This is a genomic window from Pseudomonas sp. 05N433, assembly GCF_056396925.1.
In genome coordinates this window covers 26,128-46,036 of the sequence record NZ_JBFTML010000042.1, presented here as the reverse complement: position 1 = coordinate 46,036, position 19,909 = coordinate 26,128, and the positions used below count along the sequence as shown (strand labels likewise).

18 protein-coding genes are annotated in these 19,909 nt (G+C 59.4%); 5 read left to right on the top strand and 13 right to left on the bottom strand.

Annotation, left to right across the window (positions count from 1 at the left end):
- Nucleotides 1-349: 349 nt before the first annotated feature.
- Nucleotides 350-1,411 (top strand): DNA polymerase IV, encoded by a 1,062-nt coding sequence (dinB, locus tag AC1DIS_RS21170; protein ID WP_477743356.1) that lies wholly within the window; start codon nt 350-352, stop codon nt 1,409-1,411.
- 97 nt (nt 1,412-1,508) lie between these two features.
- On the opposite strand, the gene AC1DIS_RS21165 is transcribed toward dinB, so the two are convergent.
- The 4 genes from AC1DIS_RS21165 to AC1DIS_RS21150 form a co-directional block, all read right to left on the bottom strand.
- Nucleotides 1,509-2,462, bottom strand: a complete 954-nt coding sequence (locus AC1DIS_RS21165; protein WP_258612619.1) for a hypothetical protein — start codon at nt 2,460-2,462, stop codon at nt 1,509-1,511.
- A gap of 17 nt (nt 2,463-2,479) precedes the next feature.
- A complete protein-coding gene (locus AC1DIS_RS21160) occupies nt 2,480-4,195 on the bottom strand; it encodes a proline--tRNA ligase (protein ID WP_018926940.1) in 1,716 nt (571 codons plus the stop codon).
- Between the two features lie 130 nt (nt 4,196-4,325).
- Entirely contained in the window at nt 4,326-5,894 is a 1,569-nt protein-coding gene (locus AC1DIS_RS21155) for an AmpG family muropeptide MFS transporter (RefSeq protein ID WP_018926939.1), read from the bottom strand.
- Nucleotides 5,895-5,938: 44 nt separating this feature from the next.
- Nucleotides 5,939-6,319: an MGMT family protein gene (locus tag AC1DIS_RS21150; protein WP_219731186.1), complete on the bottom strand. Its 381-nt coding sequence runs from the start codon at nt 6,317-6,319 to the stop codon at nt 5,939-5,941.
- A 138-nt stretch (nt 6,320-6,457) separates the two neighbouring features.
- On the opposite strand from AC1DIS_RS21150, the gene AC1DIS_RS21145 reads away from it, so the two are divergent.
- Nucleotides 6,458-7,465 (top strand): DUF481 domain-containing protein, encoded by a 1,008-nt coding sequence (locus AC1DIS_RS21145; RefSeq protein WP_018926937.1) that lies wholly within the window; start codon nt 6,458-6,460, stop codon nt 7,463-7,465.
- Nucleotides 7,466-7,615: 150 nt separating this feature from the next.
- On the opposite strand, the gene AC1DIS_RS21140 is transcribed toward AC1DIS_RS21145, so the two are convergent.
- On the bottom strand, nt 7,616-7,825 hold the full coding sequence (locus AC1DIS_RS21140; protein ID WP_002554837.1) for a cold-shock protein: 210 nt from the start codon (nt 7,823-7,825) through the stop codon (nt 7,616-7,618).
- Nucleotides 7,826-8,179: 354 nt separating this feature from the next.
- Between AC1DIS_RS21140 and dcd the strand changes: the two genes are divergently transcribed.
- Together dcd and AC1DIS_RS21130 are read left to right on the top strand one after the other, a co-directional pair.
- On the top strand, nt 8,180-8,746 hold the full coding sequence (dcd, locus tag AC1DIS_RS21135; RefSeq protein WP_007904652.1) for a dCTP deaminase: 567 nt from the start codon (nt 8,180-8,182) through the stop codon (nt 8,744-8,746).
- Between the two features lie 107 nt (nt 8,747-8,853).
- Entirely contained in the window at nt 8,854-9,063 is a 210-nt protein-coding gene (locus tag AC1DIS_RS21130; protein ID WP_019580966.1) for a hypothetical protein, read from the top strand.
- 52 nt (nt 9,064-9,115) lie between these two features.
- On the opposite strand, the gene AC1DIS_RS21125 is transcribed toward AC1DIS_RS21130, so the two are convergent.
- The 8 genes from AC1DIS_RS21125 to AC1DIS_RS21090 all read right to left on the bottom strand — a co-directional run bounded on the left by AC1DIS_RS21125 (nt 9,116) and on the right by AC1DIS_RS21090 (nt 19,029).
- Nucleotides 9,116-9,880, bottom strand: a complete 765-nt coding sequence (locus tag AC1DIS_RS21125; protein WP_018926934.1) for an ABC transporter ATP-binding protein — start codon at nt 9,878-9,880, stop codon at nt 9,116-9,118.
- Between the two features lie 13 nt (nt 9,881-9,893).
- On the bottom strand, nt 9,894-11,012 hold the full coding sequence (locus tag AC1DIS_RS21120; protein WP_064619966.1) for a succinylglutamate desuccinylase/aspartoacylase family protein: 1,119 nt from the start codon (nt 11,010-11,012) through the stop codon (nt 9,894-9,896).
- A 12-nt stretch (nt 11,013-11,024) separates the two neighbouring features.
- Nucleotides 11,025-11,735 (bottom strand): ABC transporter permease, encoded by a 711-nt coding sequence (locus AC1DIS_RS21115; RefSeq protein ID WP_204125325.1) that lies wholly within the window; start codon nt 11,733-11,735, stop codon nt 11,025-11,027.
- Entirely contained in the window at nt 11,732-12,460 is a 729-nt protein-coding gene (locus AC1DIS_RS21110) for an ABC transporter permease (protein ID WP_477781059.1), read from the bottom strand. The genes AC1DIS_RS21115 and AC1DIS_RS21110 overlap by 4 nt, the downstream gene beginning before the upstream one ends.
- Nucleotides 12,461-12,516: 56 nt before the next feature.
- Entirely contained in the window at nt 12,517-13,299 is a 783-nt protein-coding gene (locus AC1DIS_RS21105; protein ID WP_477781058.1) for a transporter substrate-binding domain-containing protein, read from the bottom strand.
- Nucleotides 13,300-13,696: 397 nt separating this feature from the next.
- Nucleotides 13,697-15,385 carry an ATP-dependent DNA ligase gene (locus AC1DIS_RS21100; protein ID WP_477743357.1) on the bottom strand — a complete coding sequence of 563 codons (1,689 nt, stop codon included), beginning with the start codon at nt 15,383-15,385 and terminating at the stop codon, nt 13,697-13,699.
- The gene (locus AC1DIS_RS21095) at nt 15,382-16,413 is read right to left on the bottom strand and encodes a ligase-associated DNA damage response exonuclease (RefSeq protein ID WP_477743358.1); all 1,032 of its coding nucleotides are present in this window, start codon (nt 16,411-16,413) and stop codon (nt 15,382-15,384) included. The genes AC1DIS_RS21100 and AC1DIS_RS21095 overlap by 4 nt, the downstream gene beginning before the upstream one ends.
- A 165-nt stretch (nt 16,414-16,578) precedes the next feature.
- Complete coding sequence (locus AC1DIS_RS21090; protein WP_477743359.1) at nt 16,579-19,029, bottom strand: penicillin acylase family protein; 2,451 nt, start codon at nt 19,027-19,029, stop codon at nt 16,579-16,581.
- 201 nt (nt 19,030-19,230) lie between these two features.
- Between AC1DIS_RS21090 and AC1DIS_RS21085 the strand changes: the two genes are divergently transcribed.
- On the top strand, nt 19,231-19,788 hold the full coding sequence (locus AC1DIS_RS21085; RefSeq protein WP_018926925.1) for a cysteine hydrolase family protein: 558 nt from the start codon (nt 19,231-19,233) through the stop codon (nt 19,786-19,788).
- Nucleotides 19,789-19,909 lie beyond the last annotated feature (121 nt).

Sequence of the window (19,909 nt, the reverse complement as noted above, 5' to 3'; positions counted from 1 at the left end):
ACCTTCGGGTTATGAGCCCGACGAGCTACCAGACTGCTCCATCCCGCGTCTGTGTGTCGGCATTCTACAGAGGATCGCCGGGCTGTCAACCTTCAATCTCGGTAAAATCTGTTCCTGTTCAATCGCTTAGGTGAAAGCAGGGGGTGTGGATCGGGCTGAAACGCAGGCAGGGCAAGGCTTTTGGCTCTATCGGTAGGTGGCTTTCGATTGAGAAAATAAATTCCTCCGGTACTTTTCCTACCGCTTGAAAAGAAGATTCAGACTACTGGTGCTATATACAGGTGTCAGTGAGATACTGCCGGTACGACACGCCGATACTTCATTTCTTCGCCATGAACACCGCTTTTATATGACGCAGCGAAAAATCATCCACGTCGATTGTGACTGCTTCTATGCCGCCATCGAGATGCGTGACGACCCGCGCCTGGCCGGTAAGCCTTTGGCGGTGGGCGGCTCGGCGGATCGGCGTGGGGTGATTGCTACCTGTAACTATGAAGCTCGGGCGTATGGCGTGCGCTCGGCCATGTCTTCCGGACATGCCTTGAAACTGTGTCCGGACCTGACCATCGTCAAGCCGCGCATGGAGGCCTATAGAGAAGCGTCGAAGGAAATACATACGATCTTTCGCGATTATACCGACCTGATCGAGCCGCTTTCCCTGGACGAGGCTTACCTCGACGTGTCGGAGAGTGCGCATTTTGGTGGCAGCGCCACGCGAATCGCCCAGGATATTCGTCGCCGGGTGTCCAATCAGTTGCACATCACCGTGTCGGCCGGTGTGGCGCCGAACAAGTTTCTTGCCAAGATCGCCAGCGACTGGAAGAAGCCCAATGGCCTATTTGTGATCACGCCTGATCAGGTGGACGACTTTGTCAGCGGCTTGCCGGTGAGCAAACTGCATGGTGTTGGCAAAGTGACCGCTGACAAACTGGGCAAGCTCGGCATCATCGATTGCGCGCAATTACGCGAGTGGAACAAATTGGCGCTGGTGCGTGAATTCGGCAGCTTCGGCGAGCGACTCTGGAGCCTGGCCCGTGGGATCGATGAGCGGTTGGTGCACAACGACAGTCGTCGGCAGTCGATCAGCGTTGAAAACACCTATGACGTGGACCTGCCGGATCTGGTGAGTTGTCTGGATAAATTGCCGGAGCTGCTGGAGTCCCTGAATGGCCGAATGGCGCGGATCGACAGCAGCTATCGCCCGGGCAAACCGTTCGTCAAAGTGAAATTCCACGATTTTACCCAGACTACGTTGGAGCAGGCCGGGGTAGGGCGGGATCTGGGGAGTTATCAGCTGTTGTTGACCCAGGCCTTCAATCGCGGCGGGAAACCGGTGCGGTTGTTGGGGATTGGGGTGAGGCTGGAGGATTTGCGGGGCGGGTTCGAACAGTTGGAGTTGTTTGAGCGGTGAGATTTTAAAATCAAAAGATCGCAGCCTTCGGCAGCTCCTACAGGGTGTACTCCATCCAATGTAGGAGCCGTCGAAGGCTGCGATCTTTTAATAGGCCTTAATTCGGCCCCGGATCCGCCACCAGTCGCCCGGCATCCTTGGTCAGTGACTTGAGGAACTCAGCCTGCAACTCGGGATCGTTGCGGGTCAGTTCGATCAGGCTCTGTTCCAATTCGCTGGCTTCTTCTTCCAGACCCAGTTCCGACAGGCGCTTGACCCGGTGCACCCACTGGCTCACCTCGTCGTCTTCGAGATCGTCGTAAATCAGCCCATGGGCTTCGAGCAGCTTGCCGCGCAAGTTGTTACTGATCGCCAGTGACGAGTTGGTGTGCACATCGTCCTTGTTGTCCTCGACACTGATCTGCAGCTTGCCCAGATGATTGAGGTCATGTTCGGCGAACGGGCTGTCCAGCAGGTTCAGGCGCAACACACCGTTGCGGTCGGTGCTCAGCTCGAACGTGTCCTTGCCGGCCTTCACCTGCACCGGACGCTCGCTCCAGGGCAGACTCGAGTATTCCGTGCGCTTGTCACGCTGGACTTCGTCGATGCCCGCCAGGTTCTGCTGCGCGCGACCGTGAGACTGCACGTTCATGAACGGGTTGAGCCCGGCAAAACCATAGCTGAGCCAATCCTTCGTCACGCTGTCCGGCAGATTACCGAGGGCGAACACGTTGACCACGTTCGCACCGATGCCTGCCACTACGGCCACCGCCCCCAGTGGGATCTCATAGATCTCCCTCCAGGGTTGGTAAGGCGTGTAGCGGTCATAGTGGCGTGTGACTTCGAACTCGGTGACTTCGAAGGTCTTCTGCTCGTGGATTTTCACCCGGCGTTGCGGCAGCTCCAGCACTTTGGGCTCGCCGACATCGATCTGCAGGCTGTGATCGAGCAACTTACGCTCGACCCGCTCCTCGTGCTCGCTGCGTTGTGACATGTGATTGGCACAGCCGCTGACCAGCAGGGTGCCGCACAGGGCGGCACCACCGAGGCCTAAGGTGTTTCGCTTGAACATGACGTCTCTATCTGGTGTCAGCGGCGGATACGGGCCTGGAGGAAAGACAGCACGTCAGCAACCGGCAGCGCTTGCGCCTCGGCTTCGGTACGGCTCTTGTATTCCAGATTGCCGTCGGCGAGGCCGCGGTCACTGACCACGATCCGGTGTGGAATGCCGATCAGCTCCATGTCCGCGAACTTGATGCCCGGGCTGGTTTTCTTGTCGCGGTCGTCCAGCAGCACGTCGAAGCCGGCGGCAGTCAGTTCTGCGTAGAGCTTGTCGGTGGCTTCGCGAACCTGTTCGGTTTCGTAGCGCAGCGGTACCAGAGCAATCTGGAACGGGGCCAGAGCGTCGCTCCAGATGATCCCGTTCTCGTCGTTGTTCTGTTCGATGGCGGCAGCTACTACGCGGGATACACCAATGCCGTAGCAGCCCATTTCCAGGGTGACCGGTTTGCCGTTCTCGCCCAGCACTTCGCACTTCATCGCTTTGCTGTACTTGTTGCCCAGCTGGAAGATGTGCCCGACTTCGATGCCGCGCTTGATTTCCAACGTGCCTTTGCCGTCAGGGCTTGGGTCGCCGGAGACAACGTTGCGCAGGTCGGCAACGGTCGGAACCGGCAGATCGCGCTCCCAGTTCACGCCAAAGTAGTGCTTGTCGTCGATGTTGGCACCGATGCCGAAGTCGCTCATCAGTTCGACGGAACGGTCGATGATGATCGGCAGCGGCAGGTTCAGCGGGCCGAGGGAGCCGGCGCCGGCGCCAATGGCGTCGCGCAGTTCGGCTTCGGAAGCCATGACCAGCGGGCTGGCAACGCCAGGCTGGTTGGCGGCCTTGATTTCGTTCAGTTCGTGGTCGCCACGGATGATCAGGGCAATCAGCTTGCCTTTCTCTTCAGCGTGCACCACCAGGGTCTTGATGGTTTTTTCGATCGGCAGGTTGAAGCCTTCGACCAGTTGCGCAATGGTCTTGGCGTTCGGCGTGTCGACCAGACGCAGCTCTTCGGCAGGCAGTGGACGAGAGGTTTCCCGCGGTACGGCTTCGGCTTTCTCGATGTTCGCGGCGTAGTCGGAACCGTTGCTGAAGACGATGTCGTCTTCGCCGGACTCGGCCAGTACGTGGAACTCGTGGGAACCGGCGCCACCGATGGAGCCGTTGTCGGCTTCAACCGGACGGAATTTCAGGCCCAGGCGGGTGAACACGTTGCAGTACGCCTGGTGCATGCGGTCGTAGGTGACCTGCAGCGATGCCTGGTCGGCATGGAACGAGTAGGCGTCCTTCATGATGAATTCGCGGCCACGCATCAAACCGAAGCGTGGGCGGATTTCGTCACGGAATTTGGTCTGGATCTGATACAGGTTGATCGGCAGCTGTTTGTAGCTGCTCAACTCGTTGCGCATCAGGTCGGTGATGACCTCTTCGTGAGTCGGGCCGGCGCAGAAGTCGCGACCGTGGCGATCCTTGAAGCGCAGCAATTCAGGGCCGTATTCTTCCCAGCGACCCGATTCCTGCCACAGCTCAGCCGGTTGAGTGCTCGGCATCAACACTTCGAGAGAACCGGCGGCGTTCATTTCTTCACGCACGATGGCTTCGACCTTGCGCATCACTCGCAAGCCCATCGGCAGCCAGGTGTACAGGCCCGAGGCGAGTTTGCGGATCATGCCGGCGCGCAGCATCAGCTGATGGCTGATGACGACCGCGTCGGAAGGCGTTTCTTTCTGTGTGGCGAGCAAAAATTGACTGGTGCGCATGGTTGGCCGTTGTCGGTTGCTGATAACGAGAAGTAATGGGGCATTGTACGGGCGAGATCTGCTGGCGTACAGGCGTGCGGCCGGCTGTGTGGCTGGAGGGCGAGAATCTGCTCGCCCTCTGCGTCCTGTATCAAAGAGGCTGCGATTCTTCCGTGACCGGGGTCTGAGCCGGTTCAGGTGTCGGGGTCGGACCGGCACGGCGGTTTTCCTGGAACCAGTGCAAGGCGATCAACAGCAGCGTCGGAACGCCCAGCAGGGCAGTGATCAGGAAGAAGTTGTGGTAGCCGAATTTTTCCACCATGACCCCTGAATAGCCGCCGATCAGGCGAGGCAACAAGAGCATGATCGAGCTGAGCAGGGCGTACTGGGTCGCGGAGAATTTGAGGTTGGTCAGGCTCGACAGGTAAGCGACGAACGCCGAAGTCGCCAGGCCCGAGCTGAAGTTGTCCAGGGAAATGGTGACGATCAGCATCCGCAGATTGGCGCCCATGTCCGTGAGCATCAGGAACAGCAGGTTAGTGGCCGCCGATGCGGCACCGCCGATGAACAGAATGGGCAGAATGCCGAAGCGCACGATGAGCAGGCCGCCCATACCGGCGCCGACCAATGTCATGATCAGGCCGAAAATCTTGCTGACACTGGCAATCTGATCCTTGGTGAACCCTTGGTCGATGTAGAACACGTTGGCCATCACGCCCATGACCGTATCGGACATCCGGTAGGTGGCGATCAGCCCAAGCAGCAGCAGGGCTTGCCAGCGGTAACGCAGAATGAAGTCGTTGACCGGCGTCAGCACCGGCGCCAGGCCACGGCGGCCCATGGCCGACAAGCACAGGGCGGTGAGCGTGGTATAGAGGATTGCCCGCAGGAATGCGCGGTCTTCGAGCAACAGGTCGAGCAGGCTGACGCCGTTGAATAGCACGCTGGCGAAGTCGGTGTTGTAGAACTGGGTGAACATGGCCGGTACGGACACCAGCAGTACGATCAGCACGAACACCGACGCCAGCTGGTGCACGAAGCTGTAGCGTCCGGCCTGAAGCTGAGTGCGCAGTGGCACCGGCGGTTCGCGCATGAAGAAGGAGGTCAGCAGCGCCGGGATCATCAAGATGCCGAACAGCAGATAGGTGCCAGTCCACGCCGCATGTTTGTAGTTGAAACCGGTGGAGCCGAAGCCTTCGGCAAAAAACAGCGCGCCCGCCGTTGCCAGCAGGGCCGCGACCCGATAACCGGCCATGTAGCTGGCCGCCAGTGCAGCCTGGCGGGTATCGTCGACGATTTCCAGGCGATAGGCGTCGATGGCAATGTCTTGCGTTGCCGAAGCAAAGGCGACTACCACAGCGATGGCGATCAGCCAGGACAGGTGTTTTTGCGGGTCGCAGAAACCCATGCCGATCAGGCCGAGGATCACCAGTGCCTGGGCCAGCACCAGCCAGGAGCGTCGTCGGCCCAGCTTGCCGAGCAGGGGTAGGCGCCACTGGTCGAGCAGCGGGGACCAGACCCATTTAAAGGCGTAGGCCAGGCCGATCAGGCTTGCATAGCCGATGGTTTCGCGGGCAACACCGGCCTCGCGCAGCCAGACTGAAAGCGTCGAAAACACCAGCATGTAGGGCAGGCCGGCGGCGAAACCAAGCAGCAACAGCACGAGCGTCGAGGGGCTGGCATAGGCGGCGAGCGCGGCGCGCCAGGTTTTACGGGGCATGGGCTGGAGTCTGCCTCAAGAATTACGGAAACAAAGCGCGCACTCTAACCGCTGTGCTCTACCGGGCGCCAGCCATGGCGCTGAATATCAACACGATTGTTCAGAACACTGATGCCTTCCATGCGCAATCGGGCCCGCTGTTCATCCCCTGAAGGGCTGCCTGCAGGCAGGCTGATCCGACCGCCGGCACCCAGCACGCGATGCCAGGGCAATTTAGTGTCACCGGGCAGTTGGCTCAATGTTCGCCCGACCCAGCGGGCGGCGCGACCCAGTCCCGCCAGTTCGGCGAGCTGACCGTAACTCACGACTTTGCCCTCGGGCACTTGTGCCAGGGTCAGGTAGAGCGCCGTGCGTCGGATTTGCGCTGCGCTTTCGGTTTCAGCGGTTGAGTCGGTCACGTCCGGGTTCCTGAAAAAAATACGCATTGACCGTCTGTAGGGTAAATCCTGGATTGTCAGTTGAGAAATGAACTCAATAGAAATAGCCGGGTCAGTCCTTGCCAGGGCCTTATTTCCAAGAATAWTGCCGATTTTTTTTCGCAAAGTTGAGCTTTTGATTCGCTTATGTTGCCCAGAACCTTACTGTGCCTCGCTGTCGTCAGTGCATCCACTCCCTTGCTCGCCGATACGGTCTGGTTGAAGAACGGTGACAAGCTGAGCGGCAAGATTACGCTCTTCGATGGCGGCAAGCTGTTGATCCAGACCCCGTATGCCGGTGCGGTTCCGATTGACTGGAAAGAGGTCAAAACCCTGGAAAGCGATCAGCAAATGTTGGTCAAACAGGATGCTTACACTGGCGAGAAGGCCAAGTCGCTGCATGCGGCGGAGGACGGCAAGGTCATCCTGGCCAACGGCGATGGCCCCAAGACTGTGGAGTTGGCCAGCATTCAGCAGATGCTCAAGCCCAAGCCGGTGGTCGAGGATTTGGTGTGGAAGGGTAATGTCGACATGGCCCTGGATTATCGGCGGGCCGAAAAAGATACCGATGATTATGATGTCGGCTTCAAAACCAGCGCGCGTCATGGTCGGTGGCGTCATACGGCGGAAGGTGAGTACAACCGCGAGTTCCAGGATAGCGTCGTTACCACTGATAACTGGCGTGCCGAGTATTCTCTGGACCGATTCCTTACCGATAAGTGGTTCTGGCAAGGTCGTTTGAATTACAAGCGCGACAAGGTCGAAGAGCTGTCCCGGCAGCGCACCATCGGTACCGGCCCCGGTTATCAGTTCTGGGATGACGAACTGGGCGCCTTCTCCCTAGGGTCGCTCTTGAATAACACCGACTATGAGTATTCCAATGGCCGCAAGGAAAATTTCTATTCCTTGGCGATGAAGTGGGACTACAACCGTTATCTGGTCGGCAAGAAGGTTGAGTTCTTCACCAAGGGTGAGGTGGGTAAGCCTTTGTCGGGTGTCGCGGATTACGCCCTCGATGCCGAGGTCGGTCTGCGCTACAAAGTCACTGATTGGGCATCGCTGAATCTGAAGGCTGAGAGAGACATTATCAGCGGCAGCGATGAGGCTGACCTGAGCAAGACCCGATATACCGCAGGGTTTGGCGTGGCCTGGTAACACGCTGGAAGATCAAAAGATCGCAGTCTTCGGCAGCTCCACACTTGTGGGTGCCGCCGAAGGGTGCGATTTTTTGTTGCCTCACAAAACACACAGGCACAAAAAAGCCCCGCTTTTAAGGGCGGGGCCTTTTACTAAAGCAAGTACAAGTTAGATAACTTGAACTTCTTCAGCTTGCATGCCTTTCTGACCGCGGGTAGCGATGAAAGAAACCTGTTGGCCTTCTTTCAGGCTTTTGAAGCCGTCGGATTGGATAGCTTTGAAGTGAACGAACAGGTCGTCACCGGATTGTGGAGTGATGAAGCCGAAGCCTTTTTCATCGTTGAACCACTTAACGGTACCGGTTTGGCGATTAGACATGGTGTAACTCCTTGAACAAAGATAACTGCGACTCAGGAAGAACCCTGGCCGAGACTGAGTGCAAAGAGCAGGAAAAATTCTTGTAGATGGTTGGATCGAAATTCAACATATCGTGTAGAGATTCTCAGTGACACAAGCAGCACAGTGGCGCCACCTTAACCCTTTTTCCGGAACGTGCCAATGGTTCGTGCGAAGGTTTCTCTTTTTTAATGACTGACGGTTAATAACATGGCGGTGAGGCCCCGGAATTCACGGGGGAACGGCGAGAATTGTCTCCCAGACTTTGAACCCGGAGCGCCTGCCCGGTAAGATGCCGGACAGAATTTTTCCGCCTCGCTATTCAGGACACCCGCCATGAGCATCAAATCGGACAAGTGGATTCGCCGCATGGCGCAAGAGCACGGCATGATCGAGCCTTTCGTGGAACGTCAGGTGCGCGGCAGTGACGACAGTCGTGTGATCTCCTATGGTGTGTCGAGCTACGGCTACGATGTGCGTTGCACCAATCATTTCAAGGTGTTCACCAACATCAATTCGGCCATCGTCGATCCGAAAAACTTCGACGCTGGCAGCTTCGTCGACATCCACAGCGACGTGTGCATCATCCCACCAAACTCCTTCGCCCTGGCCAGTACCGTCGAATACTTCCGCATTCCGCGCAACGTATTGACCATCTGTCTGGGCAAGAGCACCTACGCCCGCTGCGGCATCATCGTCAACGTGACTCCGCTCGAGCCCGAGTGGGAAGGCCATGTGACCCTGGAGTTCTCGAACACCACCAACCTGCCGGCGAAGATCTACGCCAACGAAGGCGTTGCGCAGATGCTGTTCCTCGAGTCCGACGAGGAATGTGAAGTGTCCTACAAGGACCGTGGCGGCAAGTATCAGGGCCAGCGTGGCGTGACCCTGCCGCGTACCTGAGTCAACCGTCTGACAAACCGTTGGAATTCCTGGGCGGGCGTACACTCTATGGGGTGTACTGCTCCGATTCGCGCAAGGCGGATCGGGCCATCGCTCAGGAGTGCTTCATGAAGATCGATCCGCGAATAAGTGCCGAACTGGCAAGGCTCGAGCCCAATCAGGTTGGTGTGCTGGCCTGGTCCTTGTTGGCGCATCCGCCAGTCAGCATGGCAGGGGGCATCCCCCATCAGCCTGATCCCGACACCCCCAATGAAGATCCGACAGAACCCGGAGAGCCCACCCTGCCGGATGAGCCACCTCCCGCACCTGTGGTCTGATACCCGCTTTTGTGGGCGCGAGCATCGCTCGCTCCCACGGGAAGGTGGCGTTTTACTTGAGGTTGCCGCTCAAGAACTGCTTCAACCGCTCACTCTTCGGATTGCCCAGCACGTCTTCCGGCGCGCCTTCTTCTTCCACCAGCCCCTGATGCAGGAACAGCACCTGGCTCGACACTTTGCGGGCGAAGCTCATTTCATGGGTGACCATGATCATGGTCCGGCCTTCCTCGGCCAGGCCCTGAATTACCTTGAGCACTTCGCCCACCAGTTCCGGGTCGAGTGCTGAGGTTGGTTCGTCGAACAGCATGACTTCAGGTTCCATGGCCAGCGCACGGGCAATGGCCACCCGTTGTTGCTGACCGCCCGACAGGAACGCCGGGTACTGATCCGCCACACGCGGCGCCAGGCCAACCTTGTCGAGGTAACGTCGGGCGCGGTCCTCGGCTTCTGCCTTGGTGCAACCGAGCACCCGCCGCGGGGCCATGGTGATGTTTTCCAGCACCGTCATGTGGCTCCACAGGTTGAAGTGCTGGAACACCATGGCCAGGCGGGTGCGGATCCGTTGCAGCTCATCGGGGTCGGCCACATGGATGCCGTGACGGTCCTTGGCCATGCGGATGTTCTGGCCGTCCATGCTCATGGTGCCGTCGTTGGGTTGCTCTAGAAAGTTGATGCAGCGCAAAAAGGTGCTTTTGCCCGAGCCGCTGGCGCCGATCAGGCTGATAACGTCGCCGGTTTTGGCCTTGAGCGAAACGCCTTTGAGCACCTGATGATCGCCATAGCTTTTATGCAGGCCTTCGATGGTCAGTTTGTACATGGGGCATGCATCCTCAAGGCGAAAGTAGATAGCCGCTGCGATAGGCTTCGGTGCCCGCGACGTGGGCGATTACCATGCCGGCAGTGGCCATGCGCCGCAGCGAACGGGCGTACATCAGCCCGGCGACGGTGCAATGAACAGGGGTGACGCGATCATTGATCGGGTCGATGACTTCGGCGATCAGTTGCCCGGCCTCCAGGTATTCCCCGGGCAGGACTGTAAACACCAGCAGTCCGCCCACGGGTGTCGCGACCGGTTCGACGCCGGCCAGCGGCGTGGCCGGGTAGGGCAGTTCCGGTAAGGGCGCCGGCTCACCGGCAATCGCGCCGAAGTGAATCAGATAATCGATCAGCGCTTGGCAGTCGAGGCTGGCCAACGGGTGATTAACGTCGCCCTGACCGCGCAATTCGACGGTGACCGAAAAGCTGCCCAGCGGAATATCGAAATGCTCGCCGAAGCGTTCTTTCAACTGCCACCAGAGCAGGGTGAAGCATTCATCGAATGACTGGCCACCAGAGTCGGTGGCCAACAGGCTGGCTTCGGCACCGATGTAACGCGCCAGCGGCTCGACCTGAGGCCAGGCTTCGGGCGTGGTGTAGAGGTGTGCCACGGCTTCGAAATCGCAATGCAGGTCCAGCACCATGTCCGCATCGCAAGCCAGTCGTTGCAGGGTCAGGCGTTGGGATTGCAGTTGCGTGCTGGCGGTATGGCGCGCCAATACGTCGCGCAGGCTGCTGCGGATCAGTTCGAGGTTGCGTTGTGGATTGTCGCCCAGCAAGCCTTCGATCTCGTTGCCGACTTCTTCACTCAAGTCGACGAACCAGCGATTGAAGTTCTGCCCGCTTTCCAGCTCGTAACGGCCCAATGGAACGTCCATCAACACTTGTTCCAGGCCGACCGGGTTGGCCACGGGCACCAGCACGATTTCGCTGCGCAGCCGACCGGCGGCTTCCAGCTCCGCCAGACGCTGTTTGAGGTGCCAGGCCACCAGCATGCCGGGCAGTTCATCGGCGTGCAGGGAGGACTGGATGTAGATCTTGCCTTTGGCCGCCTGGGGGCCGAAGTGAAAGCTGTGGATCTGTCGCACGGTCCCCGGCAGTGGGGCCAGCAGGTCATGAATCTGGTGGCGCATGTACGAATTGTCCTAGTGAGTCGGCCCGAGGAAGGCCAGCCATCGGCGTTCGGCGAGGCGGAACAGGCCGACCAGCGCAAAGGTAACGGTCAGGTAGATCAGCGCGGCGATGCCGAACGACTGGAAGGTCAGGAAGGTCGCCGAGTTGGCGTCGCGCGCGACTTTCAGGACATCCGGGATGGTCGCGGTGAACGCCACGGTGGTCGAGTGCAGCATCAGGATCACTTCGTTGCTGTAGTAAGGCAACGAGCGACGTAGCGCCGACGGCATGATGATGTAGGCATAGAGCTTCCAGCCAGACAGACCGTAGGCCTTGGCCGCCTCGACTTCGCCGTGAGCCATGCTGCGAATCGCCCCGGCGAAGATTTCCGTGGTGTAGGCACAGGTGTTCAGGGCAAAAGCCAGGATCGTGCAGTTCATCGCATCGCGAAAGAACGCATCAAGGACGGGCTGCGCGCGCACGGCCGCCAGACTGTAGATGCCGGTGTAACAGATCAGCAGCTGAATATAGAGCGGCGTACCCCGAAACAGATAGGTGTAGAACTGCACCGGCCAGCGCAGGTAGAGCTTGGGGGAAACCCGGGCGATGGACAGCGGGATCGACACCAGAAAGCCGATGAAGATCGACGCACTGAGCAGCCACATGGTCATGGCCAGGCCGGTGATGTTGTAGCCGTCGGTATAAAGGAAGGGTTTCCAGTATTCCTGCAAGAGTTCGATCATCGTACGGCCTCCCGGGCACCGGCGGCGTAGCGGCGTTCGAGCCAGCGCAGGACGACGTTGGAGGCACTGGTGATCAGCARGTARATCAAKGCGGCCAGCACCAGGAARTARAACAGTTGATAGGWGCTTTTACCGGCGTCCTGCGCCGCCTTGACCAGGTCGGCCAARCCGATGATCGAGACCAGCGCGGTGGCCTTGAGCATCACCATCCAGTTGTTGCCGATGCCCGGCAGGGCGAAGCGCATCATTTGCGGGAACACCACGAAACGGAAACGCTGGCCACGTTTGAGGCCATAGGCGGTGGCGGCTTCGACCTGGCCCCGTGGCACGGCGAGGATCGCCCCGCGGAACGTTTCGGTGAAGTACGCGCCATAAATGAAGCCCAGGGTGATGACCCCGGCGCTGAACGGGTTGATCTCGATGTATTCCCATTCCATGAGGTCGGTTAACGAGGTCAGCCAGGTTTGCAGGCTGTAGAAGATCAGCAGCATCAGCACCAGGTCTGGTACCCCGCGAATCAGCGTGGTGTAGATCTGCGCCGGCACGCGCAGCAGTTTGACTTTTGACAGCTTGGCACTGGCGCCCAGCAGGCCGAGCAACACGGCCACCAACAGCGACAACACCGATAATTTGATGGTCATCCAAGTGCCTTCCAACAGCAACGGACCGAAGCCCTGAAGGCTGAAGGCTGAGAGCCCCAGGTTTTGTAATAGGTTTTCAAACATAAATCAGCAACCTGATCGGGTGAAAAAAGCGCCCATCGCGAGATGGGCGCCGGGCATTACTTGCCGCTGTACAGATTCAGATCGCCAAAGTGTTTCTTCTGAATGGTGGCGTAGGTGCCATCGTCGTGTAACGCTTYGATACCTTTGTCCAGAAGTGCCTTGAGGTCTTTGTTACCTTTCGAGATACCGACAGCAGTTTTGGCTGGCAGCAATTCGCTGTCGACAGGCTTGCTGACTTCGTAATCGGCGCCTTTTGGCGACTTCAGGAAGCCCAGTTCGGCTTGCAGCATGTCCTGGATCGCGGCGTCGAGACGACCGGAAGTCAGGTCGGAATACACCTGATCCTGGTTGGCGTAGGCCTGGGTTTTCACGCCGGCCTTGTCCAGCACGGCTTTGGCATAGGCTTCCTGAATGGTGCCTTGCTCGTAACCGACGGTTTTACCCTTCAGCGTGGCGACGTCAGTGGTGAGGCCGGAGCCCTTCTTGAACACGTAGGCGGTAGGGCCGGAGAACAGCTCACTGGAGAAGTCGATGACTTTTTCGCGAGCCGGCGTGACGGTCATCGAAGAGATCACACCGTCGAATTTATTGGCCTTGAGGCCTGGGATCATGCCGTCGAAATCGCTTTCGACCCATTTGCACTTGACCTTCRGCTCGGCGCAGATTGCATTGCCCAGGTCGATGTCGAAGCCCACCAGGCTGCCGTCGGCTGCCTTGGATTCGAACGGCGCATAGGAAGGGTCAACACCAAAACGCAATTCTTTGTATTCCTTTGCCAGCGCGGAGCCGGCAGCCATGCACAACGCCAGTGCAGAAAGGGTCAGCAATGCTTTTTTCATTATTCAATCCCTAAGAACCAATATGAGCGCTTGTGGCGCAGAAGTACTGTTACTGAAAAGCGTAAGACCTATTAAAAGTAGCAATTTCCGAACCAGAGTCCCGAACAAGCGTTTTAAAAGGTGGCACAGGAAATGGCAAAGCACGATTTGTGCACGAAAACGGGCGCTGCCAGATTCTTGCGTCTGGATGGTGCACAGGGAAGCTGATACCCATTAAATCTTGATGCTATTTGTGTAGCAGCTGTCGAGCCTGCGAGGCTGCGTTCGGCTGCGCAGCAGTCGCAAAATCAGAACTTGCGGTGCGTCAGGCGGACCGCATCAGCTGGATGCACGACGGCTACGCCGCCGAACGCAGGCTTCGCCAGCTGCTACAAAGGCAGGGGCCACAAGAGTCGGATCAAGCCAGTAAATCCTGCAACGTCGCCAGGCTGTCAGCTTCTTCCACCGACTTGTCCTGCCGCCAGCGCAATATCCGCGGAAACCGCACTGCAATCCCGCTCGGGTGCCGTTTCGACGGGGCAATGCTCTCGAATCCCAGCTCAAACACCAGGCTTGGTTTCACACGGATCACAGATCCGGACTTTTCCACCGTGGTCTTGCGCACGAGGCTGTCGATCTGGCGGATTTCTTCGTTGGTCAACCCGGAGTAGGCCTTGGCGAAAGGCACCAGTGTCCGCTCGCAGGCACAGGGTGGGCCGTCCCAAACGGCGAAAGTGTAATCAGTGTAGAGACTGGCCTGGCGGCCATGACCCTGCTGCGCATGGATCAGCACCGCATCGACACTGAACGGGTCGACTTTCCATTTCCACCACACGCCCGTGTCTTTGTTCCGCCCGACGCCATACTGCGCATCGCGGGCCTTGAGCATCATGCCTTCGACCTTCAGTTTGCGAGAGGCTTCCCGTTGGCGGGCGAGGTCGAACCAGTCTTCGCCGATCAACATGGGCGAGGCAAGTAACACCGGGTTTGCGCAGGTGGTGATGAGGTGTTCCAACTGAGTGCGGCGCATGGCCTGAGTCTGGTTGCGCAAATCCTGGCCCTGCCATTCGAGCAGGTCAAAGGCCTGAATGACCACGGGCACCTCATCGAGGATTTTCTTGTCCAGCGTGTGACGGCTGCTGCGTTTTTGCAGCAGGGCGAAAGGCTGCACCGCCAGCGACGCAGGCGATTGCCGCTCGCAAGCGTTCCCAGAGCCCGAGGGCGCGGTTTTCCAGGCGACGATTTCACCGTCGATCACCGTGCCGTCGGGCAAGTCGTGAATCAGGCTGCCCAGTTCGGGGAACCGTTCGGTCACCAGTTCTTCGCCTCGCGACCAGACCCACAAGCGCCCATCGCGCTTGACCACTTGGGCGCGGATGCCGTCCCATTTCCACTCCACTTGCCATTGGCTGGCCGGGCCGAGCAGCGCTTCGAACTGCTCAACCGGTTGCGACAACGCATGGGCAAGGAAGAACGGGTAGGGTTGGCCACCCCGTTGGGCGTGTTCATCGGGTGCTTCGGGGGCAATCAGCTTCAGGTAACTCGCGGCATTCGGGCGGTGTGACGGGGCGGTGTAACCCACCAGTCGCTGGGCCACGCGTTTGCCGTCGAGCCCGGCCATTGCTGCCACGGCGCGGGTGACCAGCGATTTGGAGACACCGACACGGAAACTGCCGGTGATCAGTTTGATGCACAGCATCAGGCCCTGGCGATCCAGTTGCGCCCACAGCGCGGGCAGGCGTTCAGCGAGGACCCGCGGGGGCGCGCTGCGCAGTGGCAACAGTTTGTCCTCAATCCACACCGTCAGTCTGTCGGTAGACGTGTGAGGCGTTTCGGGCAGCACCAGCGAAATGGTTTCCGCCAGATCACCCACCGCCTGGTAGCTTTCCTCGAACAACCAGGGCGAGAGCCCGGAACACGCGATTGCCATGTCGCGCAGCACCCGTACCGGCACCCATTGCCGAAGCCGCCCGCCGGCCAGCAAATACACCGCCCAGGCGGCATCTTCGGGCGTGGCCTGGGCGAAGTAATGCTGCATCGCCGCCAGTTTGGCGTCGCTTGAGGTGGTGGCATCGAGTTCGGCATACAGCTCGGCGAAGGCTTTCATGCCTGCACCTCGGCGCTCTCGGGTTCGAAGGCTGCGTTGTTCTCATCGTCGCCGTATTCGGTGCGCAACCCCATGGCATCGAGGCCCTGTTCGCGCAGATGCCGTACCAGCACTCCGATCGATCCATGGGTGACCTTCACCCGTTCGGCCCCGGACTGTTCGATGGTCCAGAGCAGGCCGGGCCAATCGGCGTGATCGGACAACACGAAACCACGATCCACGCCATGCCGCCGCTGCGTGCCGCGCAAACGCATCCAACCGCTGGCGAGGCCATCGCTGTAGTCGCCGAAGCGCCGTACCCAATTGCCGGTACCCGTTGCAGGCGGCGCGAGGACCAGAGCTTTGCGCATCATCGGGTCCTGCTTTTTTACTTCGCTGGCATAAATCGTTGGCGGTAAATGAATGCCGCTCTGACGATAAAACTGATTGATCGGCTCAACCGCACCATGCACCAGGATGGGGCCCAGGCCGGCATCGAGGCCATGAAGAATCCGCTGAGCCTTGCCGAAAGCATGACAGAGCAGCACGCTGGTTTTATCGACTGCGGCGTTGGACTGCCACCACTGATTGATCTCGGCAAGGATCTGCGCCTGGGGTTGCCAACGGTAAATTGGCAGGCCGTACGTCGATTCTGTGATGAAGGTGTGACAGCGCACCGGTTCGAACGGTGCACAGGTGCCGTCGGGCTCTGTTTTGTAATCACCGGAGGCGACCCAAACCTCACCGCCGCATTCCAGCCGCACCTGGGCTGAGCCGAGCATGTGGCCTGCGGGGTGAAAACTCAGTTTTACGCCATGGTGCAGCAATGGCTCGCCATAGGGCAGCGTTTGCAGGTTGATGTCCTGGCCCAGCTGCGCGCGCAGAATGCCCGCACCCGGTGCCGCCGCCAGATAGTGTTGGTTGCCACGGCGAGCATGGTCGCTATGAGCGTGGGTGATGACTGAGCGCTCGACGGGGTGCCACGGGTCGATATAGAAATCCCCGGGCGGGCAGTACAAACCTTCAGGACGTGCGATAACAAGGTCCATATTGTTACCAGAATGGAGAGGCCTGTTAGCTAGGAGGTTTGCCCGAAACGAGAAGTTCTATTTATTTTCACAGAGATTAATAACAAAAGATCGCAGCCTGCGGCAGCGCTTACAGATGGGTGCGAATCCCCTGTAGGCGCCGCCGCAGGCTGCGATCTTTTGATGTTACTTGCCAGGCGTCAGCGTCAACCGCGTCTTGCCATACACCTTGTCAAAGTTCTGCGGCTGCATCGGCAGGCTCATGTATTGACCTTTGAGCCATGGATCGACGCTGTCGAGATAGTGCGGGCTGGCCGGGTTGCCGGATTGGCCGGTAGCGTTCTGGCCCATCAGCGGTTCGGCCTGGCCGAAGTCGACAATAAAGCGCATGGCCGGGGCCTGCGTGGTGTTGAAGTCCTGACCCCAGGCGAACGAGGCGGTGTTGAGCGTAGTGTGATCGCCGCCGGCCGCCAGCGGACCGCGCACGGTCTGGCCGCTGGCGTTTTTCCACTCGTAGCGGTGCAGTTTGCCCCACTGCCAGGCTTTGTGATCGCCGCCCAACTGGCTGTCGCCCGCGCTGATCGCAGCCGCCAGGCTACGGGCCAGGATCGCCGGTTTGTCTTCTTTCTGCGCGGTGCGCACGTCATCCCAGAACGGACTGTCCTCACGCCCAAGCAGGTGATCGGCCTGGGCCGCGTAGGATAATTTGCCGTTGGCGATAAAGGCTTTCCACGCCGGGCTRCTTTCCGGGCCCAGTTCGTCGAGGAAAATCTGTTTGGTACTTTCCTGCAGGAACAGCTCGTAAATCGCCGCGTCGGCGGAGGTCGGGCTGAGTTTGCCGTCGAAGGCCATCAAGCGGGTATACGCCTCGCGAGCCTTGCCGCGATCGGCCACCGGCAACGCTTCGATGGCCTGCTTGAGTGGCTGGGCCATGCCCGGCGCTTCAAACATCTTCTTCAGCTTGGCGGCGAAGGTGGTGGTCTGGTCGTATTGCATGGCGATCAGGCTGCGGGTGTCGTGTTTGCCCACGCCCGCCAGTTCGGCCATGCGTTCGCCACGCTCCGGCGCCGCCCAGGAATTGGACAGCTGCATGCCGTAGCCATGGGGAATGACCCGCTGGTTGGCGGTGCCGAGCCAGCCCTGCGCCGGGTCCTGGTCATACGGATGGAGCATCGGGTCGGCGTAACCGTCCCAGTCGTAGCGACCTTCCCAGCCCGGCGACGGCAGCAAGCCTTCGCCTTCGCGACGGTTCGGGTAGCGCCCGGTGACTTGCCAGCCGATATTGCTGGCATCGGCAAACACCAGATTCAGGGCGATGGCGCGGATTTCACGGCTAGCGTCCGACGCTCTCTCGGTACTCTGCGCCCGGGACAGGTCGAAAAAGGCGTCCAGGGTTTTGTCATCGGTGAAGTCCGGCGCCTGCAGGGCCAGGCCGAAACCATTCGCCAGCGCCGTGCCCTGAGCGCTGTTGAGCAGTGGCCCATGGCGGGTTTCGTACACCGCTTCGCGAATCGGCCGCTGGCCTTTGACGAAATAGGTTTCGTTGCGCACGATCGCCGGCTGCCATTTGCCGCCCACTTCGTAGGAAAGGCCATTGCCCTGGCGTTTGATTTTTTCCAGGAACACGTCCTGGTTGTCGCCCATGACCGAGGTCATGCTCCACGCCACTTTGCCGTTGAAACCAGCGAGCACCATCGGTAACCCGGCAATGGTTACGCCGGAGGCCTGGTATTTCGGCGCGCGAATCTGCACGTAACTGAACAGCGACGGGACGCCCAACGGTCCATGGCTGTCGCTGGCCAGCAGGCTCTTGCCGCTGCGGCTGCGTTGCGGGGCGATCGCCCAGTTGTTCGAGGAGGTAGCGCCCAGCAGATTCAGATCCGACAGTTGACCAGTGGCTTTGCTGATTTCGTTCAGCCCCGGGATTTGTCCGGTGAGTTTGATGCCCTGAAGTTTTTCAGCTTCAGCCACCGGCAGTTTTTCGTCGGGAGCGGACGGGGTCAGCCACGCCAGTTTGTCGGTGCTGACAGTCTGGGCCAGCATCAGCGAGGAAATTTCTTCCGGCAGGTTCGCCGACTGGCTGAAGTTCAGCAGGCAGAAAATCAGCGCCGAATCTTCCGGTTTCCAGTATTCAGGTTTGTAGCCAGTGGCCGCGAGGTCCGCCGGCAGCTTGTCGCGGTAGCGGAACAGGTAGGCGTTGACCCCGCGGGCATAGACTTCGAAGAAACGCTTGAGGCGTGGCGACGAGGCCTTATACAGCTCATCCGCGCTTTTCTTCAGGTTGACCGCACGCATGTAGCGGTCGGCATCGAGCAGGTCCGCGCCGGACATTTCCGCCAGACGGCCCTGGGCCAACAGGCGCAGAGTGACCATTTGGCTGATGCGGTCGCTGGCGTGCACGTAGCCGAGGGTGAACAGCGCATCGTGGAAGCTGTTGCTCTCGATCAGCGGCATGCCCATGGCATTGCGGCGAACCGAAACGTTTTGCGCCAGGCCCTTCAGCGCTTGCACGCCGGAGGTGGGCGGGAGGGTGTCCTGGGCGTTCCATGTCTGACAACCGGTCAGGCTCAAAACACCGGCCACTGCTGCGGCAACGCCGAACCGGGGAAGAAAATGTGTAAGGGCTGGCGAGGCCATGGCAAAGCTCCTGCGGGGGTAGTGACGCGACAAAGGCGCTACGTTAGTGAGCAGGAGGTGGACGCGCAAGCGGCGGCTGGGTTATTTCTTTTCGGTGATCGCCGGCATCAGGTCGTCCTGTTTGCGTTTGCTGGCTTGCCGGTAGCAAGAGGCGATGCTGTAGTGCGGCAAATTCAATGGCCTCGCATGGGAAAAGTCGGCATGGAACTTAAGACAAACGCGGCGCTGATCATCATCGATCAACAAAAAGGCATCCTGCATCCCAAGTTGGGCCGTCGAAACAACCCTCAGGCCGAAGAGCGCATCCTGGAGTTATTGGGGCATTGGCGTCGCACCGGGCGGCCGGTGATTCATGTGCAGCACCTGTCCCGCTCTGTGGATTCGGTGTTCTGGCCGCAGCAATCGGGGGTGGAGTTTCAGGAGCGCTTCCAGCCATCGATCGGTGAGTGGCTGATACAGAAACAAGTGCCGGATGCGTTTTGCTCGACCGGGCTGGAAGCGAGTTTGCGCGAGGCGGGGATCGATCAGTTGATCATCGTTGGCGTGGCGACGCACAACTCGGTGGAATCCACGGCGCGAACGGCTGGGAATCTGGGGTTTGAGGCGTGGGTTGTGGAGGATGCGTGCTTTACCTTCGACAAGGCGGACTTTTTCGGCAATGCCCATTCAGCTGAAGAAGTGCATGCGATGTCGCTGGGGAATCTGCATGGGGAATATGCGACGGTCGTTAGCGCCGCGAGCATTCTCATGAACGACTGAAACCTTGAACTGACCCCAAAATTAGGATTGGTGTCCAACTTTTGGGGTGCAGATCAACTTGTAGGAGCGAGGCTTGCCCGCGAAGAACGATGACGCGGTTTTTCTGATTGATCGTGGCGCC